At 59.4% G+C, this 11,996-nt stretch carries 11 protein-coding genes and 1 pseudogene; 5 read left to right on the top strand and 7 right to left on the bottom strand.

Translation table 11 applies throughout. The annotated features are described in order from the left end of the window. The 6 genes and pseudogenes from MKS85_RS22385 to MKS85_RS22360 form a co-directional block, all read right to left on the bottom strand. Positions 1-1,192: pseudogene (locus tag MKS85_RS22385) on the bottom strand (type IV secretion protein Rhs); the annotation flags it as partial. 212 nt (positions 1,193-1,404) lie between these two features. Next, positions 1,405-1,806, bottom strand: coding sequence for a hypothetical protein (locus MKS85_RS22380; RefSeq protein ID WP_047230478.1), 402 nt, complete (start codon positions 1,804-1,806; stop codon positions 1,405-1,407). Further along, a complete protein-coding gene (locus MKS85_RS22375) occupies positions 1,807-2,178 on the bottom strand; it encodes a hypothetical protein (protein ID WP_003179080.1) in 372 nt (123 codons plus the stop codon). Beyond that, positions 2,175-2,516, bottom strand: coding sequence for a helix-turn-helix domain-containing protein (locus tag MKS85_RS22370; protein WP_076386572.1), 342 nt, complete (start codon positions 2,514-2,516; stop codon positions 2,175-2,177). The genes MKS85_RS22375 and MKS85_RS22370 overlap by 4 nt, the downstream gene beginning before the upstream one ends. 113 nt (positions 2,517-2,629) lie before the next feature. Beyond that, on the bottom strand, positions 2,630-3,085 hold the full coding sequence (locus MKS85_RS22365) for a YkvA family protein (RefSeq protein WP_076383782.1): 456 nt from the start codon (positions 3,083-3,085) through the stop codon (positions 2,630-2,632). A gap of 292 nt (positions 3,086-3,377) precedes the next feature. Continuing rightward, on the bottom strand, positions 3,378-4,091 hold the full coding sequence (locus MKS85_RS22360; RefSeq protein ID WP_076383781.1) for an FKBP-type peptidyl-prolyl cis-trans isomerase: 714 nt from the start codon (positions 4,089-4,091) through the stop codon (positions 3,378-3,380). A gap of 271 nt (positions 4,092-4,362) precedes the next feature. Here MKS85_RS22360 and MKS85_RS22355 point away from each other — a divergent pair, with 271 nt between their 5' ends. Both MKS85_RS22355 and MKS85_RS22350 read left to right on the top strand, forming a co-directional pair. Continuing rightward, on the top strand, positions 4,363-6,168 hold the full coding sequence (locus MKS85_RS22355) for a di-heme-cytochrome C peroxidase (RefSeq protein ID WP_188252285.1): 1,806 nt from the start codon (positions 4,363-4,365) through the stop codon (positions 6,166-6,168). A gap of 31 nt (positions 6,169-6,199) precedes the next feature. Beyond that, positions 6,200-7,336 (top strand): catalase family protein, encoded by a 1,137-nt coding sequence (locus MKS85_RS22350; protein ID WP_188252286.1) that lies wholly within the window; start codon positions 6,200-6,202, stop codon positions 7,334-7,336. A gap of 90 nt (positions 7,337-7,426) precedes the next feature. Here the strand turns inward: MKS85_RS22350 and MKS85_RS22345 are convergent, their stop codons facing one another. Continuing rightward, positions 7,427-8,344, bottom strand: coding sequence for a LysR substrate-binding domain-containing protein (locus MKS85_RS22345; RefSeq protein WP_076383779.1), 918 nt, complete (start codon positions 8,342-8,344; stop codon positions 7,427-7,429). Positions 8,345-8,531: 187 nt separating this feature from the next. Here MKS85_RS22345 and MKS85_RS22340 point away from each other — a divergent pair, with 187 nt between their 5' ends. The 3 genes from MKS85_RS22340 to MKS85_RS22330 all read left to right on the top strand — a co-directional run bounded on the left by MKS85_RS22340 (position 8,532) and on the right by MKS85_RS22330 (position 11,984). Next, positions 8,532-10,052, top strand: coding sequence for an ABC transporter substrate-binding protein (locus MKS85_RS22340; protein WP_188252287.1), 1,521 nt, complete (start codon positions 8,532-8,534; stop codon positions 10,050-10,052). Positions 10,053-10,154: 102 nt separating this feature from the next. Further along, on the top strand, positions 10,155-11,072 hold the full coding sequence (locus tag MKS85_RS22335; RefSeq protein WP_047230470.1) for an ABC transporter permease: 918 nt from the start codon (positions 10,155-10,157) through the stop codon (positions 11,070-11,072). A 9-nt stretch (positions 11,073-11,081) separates the two neighbouring features. After that, positions 11,082-11,984, top strand: coding sequence for an ABC transporter permease (locus MKS85_RS22330; RefSeq protein ID WP_047230469.1), 903 nt, complete (start codon positions 11,082-11,084; stop codon positions 11,982-11,984). Positions 11,985-11,996 lie beyond the last annotated feature (12 nt).

Raw genomic sequence — 11,996 nt, 5'->3', positions numbered from 1 at the left:
CCGCGGTGTCGGCGCTGTCACCGTTGGGGTTTTTCGATTGGTTGGGGGCGTCGTCGTAGGATTCGTCCTTTTTCAGTGTGGTATTGCGCTGCGCGTCCCAGCGCAGTTGCATCCGGCCCTTCTTCACTCCAGCCGCGATCCCCCGCGCCGCCACGGTTTTGTAGCGGTCCACATAGGTGATGAAACCGTTGACCACCGCGAAGATCGCGTTGATGAATCGCTGCGCGGCGCTCAGCAGACGCCCGCCAAACTGGCCTAGACGCATGGCCAGGTAAGCAACACCGGTCCCCGCCCCGGCGAAGGTCAGGACGACGCCGATCAGCAAGTCGATCACCAGTTGCACCACCGCCGTAGCGAGCGCTTCAGCGGTTTCACCGGCAACCTCACTGGGCGGCAGCATCTCCAGCCAGAGGCTGGCGGTGCGCACCAGCAGGCACAACGCCGCTTCGTCGCTGGCCAGCAATTGCAGCCTGGCCATGAGCAACGGCGTTTTTTCCGCCATGGCGCTTAGCTGATCCGCACTTTCGCCCAGCCGCTCTACAAACTCGCCAGGGTTCTTGAGGATGTCCGACAGCAGACTGATGCTGTCCCACACCCCCTCAATCGCCGCCCAACTGCCTGCGAGCAAGCCATTGCCCACCGCGGCGGCCGAAGTCGCCAATGATTGCTGCGCCCACTGCGGCTTGAAGCCCTGCCACTCGCCACGCAGCCACTGCGTCAGATCGTTGTTCAGGCCGTCGTAGGAAGAAAACAGGTCGGCGATTGTCTGGGGGGATACTTTGTCCTGGACGTGAACCCGATAGGACTTACCCGCCGTCCCCTGGAAAGTCCCCAGGCCCTCGGCATTCAGGGTGACGGGCGTGACCTCGCCGCTGTCCACGGCCACCACATCCACCACGATGCCGCCCAGCGGAATGTCGTACACCGACTCCAGTTTGCTCTCGATGGTCATCGGCCCAGCCGAGGAGCACTGGACAACGGTGGAGAGGAAATCATCGTCGCCGATGCTGACAGCGGAGCTGCTGTCACCGAAACGAATCAGCCGCTCCATGCCCATCAGCGAAGGCAGGTCGGCCGCATGGCTGGCGCGGTCCGCCGTCTGGCTGTACCAGCGGTCGAGCTGCTCGCGGTAGAGCGTCAGGGTGTCTTTGAAGCTGTCGAGTTCCTGCTCGATACGGTGCACCTGATCCATCAGGACACGGCTCGATCAGGGGCCGGCAGGGAAAAACGATCGAACATGGGCAGACGTCTCGCAGCACTCAGGGAGCGCGAGACTTTGCCGGGGATACCAGGGGAAATAAGTCAGGTAAAGAGGCGGTGAATGTAGGGCGATTCGCTAAATAGCCCCATTCGACAAACGAACGGCCGAAAGGAAAGCGGGTTCAAAAATGCCTGTGGATAAAACTACTGGTCGTAGCCTTCGAGCGCCTTGAGCTTGACCTCCGCCAACGGATGGCCGGCTTTTGCCGCCAAACCCCACCAGCGCGCCGCTTCTATCGGATCCGGCGCCTTGCTGGCGGAACCGGCCAGGCTGATCACACCGACTTGATAGGCAGCCTTGCCATCACCGGCCAGTGCCGCCAGGCGCAACAGGCGAACACCTTCTTCCCGGGCACCCAGGCCCTGGCCGCGGAACGTCAGGATATGCCCATAGAAACTTTGCGCGCCGACGTCCCCCAGGTTCGCCATGCGGGCAAATTGACCTTCCAGCCAGGACCAGCCACGGGGCTGTCGAACAAACCAGGACCAATGAAACAATCGACGCGCCAGCCAGTAACCGGCCCGCGCCTTGATGCGCCAGAGCATTCAGGCCTCCGCTGATTCGGGGTACTCGTATTCGAATACCCGGACCACTTCCGAGGCGTGCCAGGAAGCGGCCGCGACACCATCGGAAGGCCCGGAAAAGCGCCCAAGACGCTCAACGCACTCGAAGAAGCCGGTACGCGGCAACCGGCTTGCCCCCTGGCTGATGACCAACGAACTTCGCAGCGGCTGTTCAGCCCGGGCATCCAGTGCTGCCAAGTGTTCAAGGGCCGCAGTCAAGGTCTGCATGGCCGGGCTGGGAAGCTGCAAACGCTCCAGCAAGGCCCGGTACGTCAACAAATGGCGCTGGCGGCGCGCCTGATCCAGTTCACCCAACAACCCATCCCAATGCTGCCGACTGATACGAACACTCACGATTGATCCCTCCAACCCGGCACCGTCAACTCCCAGGCCAAACTGCGCCGAATCGCGGCATCGGGCTGACGCTCGCCACTTTCGATCATGGCCAGATAAGACGGGCTTATACCTACTGTGCGGGCCAACGCCTCAATGGCGATGCCCTTCCCTTCGCGCAAACTGCGTAGTTGATCCAGACCAGGAAGAACCTGGCCGGGTGCCGCCGCATGACGGACTGTGGCTTCCTGCGGCGGAGCTTGATTGATGCCGGCTGCCTTCAATAGCGACTGGTACTGATCCCACGGTAAAACCGCGTATTCGGGCTCTCCGTCGCGTGTGATTATTTGAATATCCATGTCTACCCCGTAGGACAACAACACTTAGCGAGTCAGCTTTTTCCTTGGAAGTGTAATCCTAATAGCGGCTAAGGTCGCGGGGCGATCAATCTCATAAGGCAAACAGAACCGGATCAGTGCTTTTTCTGCCCTTGGAGCTGGAGCTGTTCCGGGGTGTCGGGAAGCCGCTCGACTTGAGCAAGCTTTTCGGGGGATTGCCGATAACGCCAGGCGCGGAAGGCTTCGAGTTCACTGTCGAGGGTCTTCATGATCCACGCCAGTACGGCGATATCGTCAAACATGCCGAACATGGGCAGGAAATCCGGAATCGCGTCCAGGGGGCTGAGGAAGTACATCAGCCCGGCCACGATCGACAGCAGCGACTTGGCGCTGACGGCCCGATATTCGCCACGCCAGTAGGCCAGGCAAAGGGCCTGCAGCAAACGCAGATCCTCCTTGAGCTTGCCTAACCGACCGCCCTCTCGGGCGCCTTTGCTGGCGACGGCAAACAACAACGTCGGCAATCGACCGCGGGCCAGCAGTCGTCCTGCCAGCGGCAGAAAACGCGCAAAATTCCACGGAGCCTTCATGTTTTCTCCCACTGAAATGTTATCCACACAAATTGTGGATAACCTTGTGAACAGAGCTGCATTTACGCGCTGAACCCCCCGTCAAATAAGGCTCCCAGTCAGATCGGGCGTTTTTTACTCACATAAAAAAACCCAATATTTCATTGACTTGACGGCCCGACTGGGTCTAGCACAGCGTCTGTATTGCCTATGACTATAACCCGCGCCGAGCGTTCGGTTTTTTGCCGTTTACCAACGCCCGGATACGACAACGCCCCGCATAAGCGAGGCGTTGTCGTTATAGCAGCCGCGGTTACTTGGCTGCGTCTTCTTTTGCCGGATCCTTGATCCCCAGCAGTTCCAGGTCAAATACCAGAACCGAATTGGCGGGGATGGCCGGGCTCGGGCTTTGGGCGCCGTAGGCCAGTTCGCTCGGGATGTACAGTTTGTACTTCTCGCCGACATGCATCAGTTGCAGGCCTTCGACCCAACCCGGGATCACACCGCTGACCGGCAGGTCAATCGGGCTGCCACGCTCCACGGAGCTGTCGAACACCTTACCGTCAGTCAACTTACCGGTGTAGTGAACAGTCACGACATCAGTCGGCTTAGGCTGAGGGCCGTCGGCTTTCTTGACCACTTCGTACTGCAGGCCGGAAGCGGTGGTGGTAACACCTTCCTTCTTGCCGTTTTCCTCGAGGAATTTCTTGCCGGCGGCTGCCGACTCTTCGCTCATCTTGGCCATACGCTCTTCGGCACGCTTTTGCAGTGCGGCAAAGGCTTCGACCAGTTCTTCGTCTTTCAGCTTCTGTTCTTTCTTGCCGACGGCATCTTCGATGCCCTGGGCCACTGCTTTGGAGTCCAGGTCATCCATACCTTCCTGAGCCAGGCTTTTGCCCATGTTCAGGCCAATGCCGTAGGAAGCTTTCTGCGCCGGGGTTTTCAGCTCTACGCTGGTCTGCGAGTCACAACCCGCGAGTACCAGGCCAACCAGGGCCACCGCCGCCGCCAACCGATGCTGTTTCATGCTATTTCCTTGTTCATGCGCCAAAAGGGCAATCGAGTAAAGCCGCGAGCTTATCAGGCGGCCACGACCAATGGCTACCGGCATGTGAGCAGCAAAGCACTGATAAGTTCACGGTCCCAAACGCTTTTTAATCCTGGGCGGATGAAGCATCTGTCATCTATTACGTACAGGGACAAATTGCCACTCCCCCGCAGCCCCATCGGTAATGGCCACTTGCCGGCCACGCGGCACTGAGGCATAAGGGCATATCAAAAAAAACAAGGACGTTACTGTGCGCCTGCTATCTCGCCTTCTCTTGTTGCTCCTTGCGCTGCTCGTCATCGCCGTGGCCGTGGTGCTCTATTACGTTGCCAACCCTCGTCTGCCGACCTATACACCGGTGGAACAGGTGCATTATCTGGATCAATGGAGCGCCGCCGAACGCCAGACGTACTATTTCACCCCTCAGGGCACTCAAGTCAAAGGCCTGCGCTACGACTGGTTCACCGCCCTCGAATTGCCGTTTTCGCAACAGCGCTTCGCTTCGCCTGAATACCTGGCTAGATTCGGCTTTCTGGTGGACCCGGCGCAGAAACCCTCGGCGGACAATCCCGGCAATCTGCCCGTAGGTTTCACCCGCCACCAGAATCCGGGCAGCGCCGACCAGTTCCTGGATATCACCTGCGCCGCCTGTCACACCGGTGAGCTGCGCTTCAAGGGCCAGGCGATACGGATCGACGGGGGCTCGGCCCAGCACGTCCTGCCTTCCAGCGTTCCTACATTACGCGGTGGCAGTTTCGGACAAGCATTGGTCGCCAGCCTGGCCTCGACCTACTACAACCCCTGGAAATTCGAACGCTTTGCACGCCAGGTACTGGGGCAGGACTACGACGCCCGCCATGAACAGCTGCGCAAATCATTCAAAGCCTCTCTGGATACGTTCCTGCGTGTGGCCTGGAACGACACTCATCGCGGCCTCTACCCCACCGAAGAAGGACCTGGCCGTACAGATGCCTTCGGACGGATTGCCAATGCCAGCTTCGGCGATGCCATCTCCGACAAGAATTACCGGGTCGCCAACGCACCCGTGGATTACCCGCAGTTGTGGGACATATGGACATTCGACTGGGTGCAGTGGAACGGTTCGGCCCAGCAACCGATGGCCCGCAACGTCGGCGAAGCACTGGGTGTCGGCGCCACATTGAATTTCTTCGACGCCCAGGGCAAACCATTGCAAGGTGAAGCGCGATACCCCTCCAGCGTGCGCGTTCGCGATCTGCACAAGATTGAAGAAACCCTGCAGTTGCTCAAGGCCCCGGAGTGGCCTCAGGAACTGCTTGGCGCTATCGATATGCCGTTGGCCGCACAAGGCCGGGCGCTGTTCGTCGAAAACTGTGCCGGCTGCCATGTCCCCAACGTGGTTCAAGGTCCTGACAGGCCCGTCCAGCACCTGAACATGTTGCCGGTGAAGGTGATCGGCACCGATCCGGGTACCGCTAACAACATTGCCGACCACCGTTTCGATCTGACCAGCCTGCAATGGGATCCGGCCGAACTGGCCAAACTGGACGTACAACTGCATCCGACCCCGACGACGCCGCTGGATTTGAGCCAGGTTTCAGTCGCCAAAGGCTTGGCCTACGTTACCGCGTTCGTGGAAGAGCGGGCTTACCGTGACGCGGGCGTCACACCGCTGGAGCGCCCGGCGCTGGACGGTTTTGGCCTGCCCATCGGCGTGCGCGAGCTGCGCGCCTACAAAGCCCGGCCCCTGGCTGGCGTCTGGGCCACGCCGCCCTTCCTGCATAACGGCTCGGTGCCGACGATCTATCAATTGCTGTCTCCTCAGGACGAACGGGCGATCACCTTCTATAAAGGCAGCTTCGAATACGACCCACGGCACCTGGGCTATCGCACAGAAGCCTTCACGAATGGCTTTTTGTTCGACACCCGGATCACCGGCAACCACAACAGTGGTCATGAGTTTCGCGCTGGTGAGCGGGGTAATGGCGTGATCGGTCGGCTGCTGCAGCCACAGGAACGCTGGGCGTTGCTGGAGTACCTCAAGGTACTGGGCGGGCCGCTGGAGTCGCAACTGTGATGATGAATCCCTCAGGCAAAAGGATTGACCCATGCTGATTACGCTCTGGCTGCGCCTCGGCGCCTTTTTGGGCAAGACGCTCCTGTGGTTGCTGGGCATCGGGCTGCTCGGCTGGGCGCTGGCCACGGCCTGGTTCGCCTGGCAACACAGCGGGCCGGTCTCGGATAAAGAGCAGATTCCACCCGGCGAAGCGGCCATGACCCAGGACATCATCCAGACCGCCATCCGTATCGTCGATCAGCACCGCGCAGGCACGCGCTACCTGCGTGATGCCCATGCCAAAGCCCACGGCTGCGTCATGGCGCAAGTGCAGGTGCCGGACAATCTGCCAGCACCGTTGCGCCAGGGTGTATTTGCCGAGCCGGGGAAGGTCTGGCAAGCGACGATTCGCTTGTCCAACGGCAACGCCTACCCACAGTTCGACAGCCTGCGCGATGCGCGAGGGATGGCGATCAAGCTGCTGGGCGTGCCGGGCAAACAATTGCTGGGGGACCGACAGTCACAAGGTGAACAGGATTTTGTGATGTTCAATCATCCGAACTTCTTCGTCAGCGATGTCGCCGAATATCGTCAGAATGTAGCCGCCCAGGCCGATGGAAAAAAGGCGATGGCGTTCTTTCCGAGCCTGGATCCCCGTAGCTGGCAGATCCGCCACCTGTTCATCGCCCTGGAGACTCTTTCACCGGCCCCTGACAGCCCGACCCAGACCACGTATTTTTCGGTATCGCCCTACAAGTTTGGCGAGGCCAACGCGAAATTTCGCGTAGCGCCCGACCCGGATAACTGCCCGAGCTACACCCTGCCCGCACAAAACCAGGCACTGCCGAATTTCTTGCGAAGTGCACTGACGCAACAGTTATCCACAGACCGGATACCGGCGTGTTTTGTCCTGCAGATCCAGCGCCAGGACCCGAGCAAGTTCATGCCGATCGAAGACACCAGTATTGAATGGCGAGAAAGTGACGCACCGTTCGAGACAGTGGCGCGAATCACCGTGCCGGCCCAGGATTTCGATACGCCCAAGCTGAACCTGGCCTGCGACAACCAGTCCTTCAACCCGTGGTTCGGCATTGAGGCCCATCGCCCCATCGGCGGCATCAACCGTTTGCGTAAAGCGGTGTATGAGGCGGTCAGCGATTACCGTCATAGCCGCAATGCCGAGCAGTAAATAACGGGGCGTGGGATTCAATCTTTTTTTGGGGCTGCTGCGCAGCCCATCGGGGATAAGCGAACAGCCTTGCGCCGTTGCCTCGCCACTTCAACCGTGCTTGGTGTTCACCAGTTCTGCAATCAGAAAATCCTTGAACGCAGAAACCGCCGCCGGCAAATTGCGTCCAGCCATGCTTTGCAGTTCGATGCGCCGTGCCTGCATCCCTTCATCCAGGATTGGCAGGCACTGCAACTGCTTGTCCGCCACCTGTTTGTGCAAGGTCATCTCGCTGGCCAGGCTAATGACGCCTTCCTCGCGGACGAAGCTGTAAAGCGCGGCCACGTAATTAGTGGTCAGTACCGGATCGAACAACAACCCCTGTACACCACAACAAATGTCGAACAGTTGCCGTATCGTGGTATCGGCCTTAGGCAACGCAATGGGCCAGGGTTGCAACTCGGCGAGGCTGACCGCTTCACGCCCGGCCAAGGGGTGGGAATTGGAAACCACTGCAAAAATCGCCCCGCTCAAGACATGTTCGACCTTGATTTCCTTCTGCGGCGACAGGCTGAAGGTCATCGCCAGATCGGCTTCGCCGGAACGTACTTTTTCAGTCGCTTGCGCAGGCGCGCAAACCTCCAATGTGAAATGGATGCCCTGGTACTCACGCCTGAATGCGCTGATGCTCCTAGGCATGTACTCCAATGCAAAACCTTCCGAGCAGGCGACATGCACATGCCCCCGTTGCAAGCCATGCAGCTCGGTAATTTCCAGCACCACCTGCTCAGCCTCAAGTTGCGACTTGCGCGCATAAGCCGCCAATCGCGTCCCGGCCTCGCTGAGCACCATGCCTCGGGCACGACGCTCAAACAGGCTGGCATCCAGAGCCAACTCAAGCTTGGAAATCTGTCGGCTCACTGCTGACGCCGCAACATTGAGCCGCAGCGAAGCTTCACTGACCGATCCGCACCTGGCTACTTCCAGGAAATAGCGCAATGCCGTGGACTGCACGCCATACAGCTGCATCGGAACCTCCGAGCATTGCCTTTTTGGCAAAGAAAGTATCGAAAGATTGTACTTGTGGCATTGATAGCCTTTCCCTACATTCGTGTCCAGACCAAAAAAAACATCGCCTGAGCTTCTCCTCCTCATTTACCGCATTTGCGATTCGCTGCCCTTTGATTCAACCACTCTCGCCAACGGAGACGACGGCATGGGCATCAAAGGTTTCGCCTGCAGTATCGCGCTGATGGGTTTGATCAACAGCTTTGCGGCTCATGCCGACAAAGCCAACGACACCCTGGTTTACGCTTCCGACAGCGAACCTGAAAACGTCAGCCCCTATCACAACGATCTCCGCGAAGGAGTGATTCTCGGCCGGCTGATCTGGGACAACCTGATCTACCGCGATCCCACCAGCGGCGAATACAAGCCCATGCTGGCCATCGGCTGGAAACAGGTCGACGACACCACCATCGACCTTGAGCTGCGCAAAGGCGTCAAATTTCACAACGGCGACCCCTTCACCGCCGACGACGTGGTGTTCACCCTCAACTACGTGGTGTCGCCCGAAGCGAAAGTCGTGACCGTGCAAAACGTAGACTGGATCAAGAGCGCCGAAAAAACCGGTGACTACAGTGTCCGCCTGTATTTGAAGAAGCCTTTCCCTCCTGCGCTGGAATACCTGTCCAACGCCGTTCCGATGTTCCCCAAGCAATACTTCGAGAAGGTCGGCCTGGCCGAATTCAGTCGCAAGCCAGTGGGCACCGGACCGTATAAAGCCCTGTCGGTGGTGGCCGGCGAAGGCGTGAGCATGGCGATCAACAAGGACTACTTTGCGGACAGCCCACAGGGCAAGCCACATATCGCCCACCTCAAGTTTCGGGTAATCCCGGATGCAGAAACTCGCCTGGCCGAGTTGATGACCGGCGGTGTCGACTGGATCTGGCGCGTCACCTCGGATCAGGCAATCGACCTCAAAGGTATACCGAACCTCACCGTGACCAGCGCCGAAACCATGCGCATCGGTTTCCTGATTCTTGATGCTCGAGGCACCTCCAGCGAAAACTCGCCAATGAAAAACCTCAAGGTGCGTCAAGCGATCAACCATGCAATCAACCGCGAGGCACTGGCGACGCAGTTGGTGGGTGGCGAAGCCAAGCCCTTACAGGTTGCGTGTTATCCACGCCAGTTCGGTTGCGATACCTCTGCGGCCACTGTCTACAACTTTGACCCGGCCAAAGCCCGCGCGCTGCTCGCCGAGGCCGGTTACCCAAATGGCTTCGAGACGGAAATATTCGCTTATCGCGACCGTGATTACGTCGAAGCCATCATCGGTAACCTGCGGGCGGTGGGCATCAACGCCAAGCTGCGCTACTTGAAGTACGCCGCCCTGCGTGATCAGCAACGTGGCGGTAAGGTGCCCATGTCGTTCCAGGCCTGGGGCTCGTTCTCGATCCTCGACACCTCGGCGTCGGCCGGCACCTGGTTCAAGGGCAATCCGGACGACAACATCAAAGACCCGCAAGTCCAAAACTGGTTGCAGAGCGCCGATAACGCCCTCGATCCGCAAGTGCGCAAGGACAACTACCGCAAGGCGTTGCAGCGCATCAGCGAACAGGCGTACTGGGCCCCGCTGTTCAACTACTCGATGAACTACGCCTACACCTCCGAACTGGCATTCACGCCGTATCCGGATGAACTGCCGCGTTTCGTTCAGTCCAGTTGGAAGTAGTCCGCAACCGGACGGATTGAGCGAGCGATTCCGTGGCGCGTGGGCCAGCCCCCCACGGCCACGTCCTCCACCTGTCATCCATTGAACATGAGGAAACTTGCCATGCTTGGGTTCCTTCTACGCCGTCTGGGCATCGCTTTTTGCGTCGCCATTACCGTGTCGGTGATCAGCTTCTCTCTGTTGCATTTGTCCGGCGACCTGGCCACGGCCATTGGCGGGCCGGAAGCCACCAGCGAACAGATCGAACAGATCCGTGTGCAATACGGCTTGAACAAACCGCTTCCCACCCAGTACGTCAACTGGCTGGGCGGTTTGCTGCGGCTGGACCTGGGCAACTCCTTTTTCTTTCAGGAGTCGGTCTATAACCTCGTCGCCAGCCGTTTGCCGATTACTCTCGGATTAGGTGCCATGGCGCTGGGAATCGCCTTGCTGGTGGCGATTCCCCTGGGCGTACTGGCCGCGATCAAACGTGACACCTGGGTTGATCGACTGGCCTTGAGCATCGCGGTACTGGGCCAGGCAATGCCCAGCTTCTGGTTTGCGCTGATGTTGATCGTAGTGTTTGCGGTGACGCTCAAGTGGCTGCCAGTCTCCGGCAACTCAAGCATGCTGCATTTCGTCATGCCGGCCATTGCCTTGGGGTACTACGCAACGCCGGCCATCATGCGCCTGACCCGCGCAGGCATGCTGGATGTGCTCAGTTGCGATTACATCCGCACCGCTCGCGCCAAGGGGCTACGCCCTGCGCAGGTGTTGTTCAAGCATGCATTGCGCAATGCATTGATTCCGGTCGTCGCACTGGCAGCGGTGGAGTTCGGCTTCATGCTCGGCGGTTCGGTGGTGATCGAAACCGTGTTCTCCCTGCAAGGCATCGGACAACTCGCCTGGGACGCCATCGCCCGTGACGACTTCCCGGTAGTCCAGGCCGTGGTCCTGCTGATTGCGGTGATCTACATCATCCTCACCTTGCTGGCCGATGTGCTCAACGCACTGCTCGACCCGCGCATTCGCGTGCGCTAGGAGCCCTTCATGAGTACCCCCGTTACCCTGGCAATCAACGACTACCTGCCCCCACCAAGCAGCCTGAGCCGGGTGCTTGGCAAAAGCTTTCGCCACCGCGGCTTCGCCATCGGCAGTGCGTTGCTGCTGATCATTTTTGCTGGTGCGCTGTTCGCGCCATGGCTGGCGCCTTATGACCCTTATGCGCAAGACGTGATGTTGCGCATGAAGCCTCCGGTCTGGATGGCTAACGGCACTTGGGAATATGTCTTGGGCACCGACAAGCTGGGCCGCGATTACCTCTCACGGTTGCTCTACGGCGCCCGTATTTCACTGTTTATCGGCGTTGCGGCGGCGCTGATTTCCGGCGTCATCGGCACCGTCATGGGTCTGCTGGCCGGTTACTACGGTGGCAAGGTGGATGCGTTTATCAGCTACCTGATCACCACTCGGCTGGCGCTGCCTGTGGTCATGGTGGCCCTGGCCTCTGCCTCGTTGATGGGCGGCTCGCTGAAGGTGGTGATCATTCTGCTCGGTTGCCTGCTCTGGGACCGCTTCGCCGTGGTGGTTCGGGCCTCGGTGCAACAGATTCGCGATGCCGAATATGTTGCCTCGGCACAAGCCCTGGGCTGTTCGACCCTGCGCATTCTGGTCAGTGAAATCCTGCCCAATCTGGTTGGCGCGCTGATCGTGGTCGCGACCCTGGAAATGGCCCACGCGATCCTGCTGGAGTCAGCGCTGTCGTTCCTCGGGGTGGGTGTACAACCGCCGACGCCGTCCTGGGGACTGATGATCGCAGAGGGCAAACCCTACATGTTCTTTTCCCCGTGGGTCATCGCCATCCCAGGCATCGCCCTGATGATTCTGGTGCTGGGCATCAATCTGGTCGGCGACGGCCTGCGCGATCTGATCCTGCCCGATGGCCGCAACTGAGACTGATAGAGG

It is taken from the genome of Pseudomonas sp. JL2 (assembly GCF_031570495.1).
GTDB classification, from domain to species: domain Bacteria; phylum Pseudomonadota; class Gammaproteobacteria; order Pseudomonadales; family Pseudomonadaceae; genus Aquipseudomonas; species Aquipseudomonas rhizophila.
This window is presented reverse-complemented; position numbering and strand designations above follow the sequence as displayed.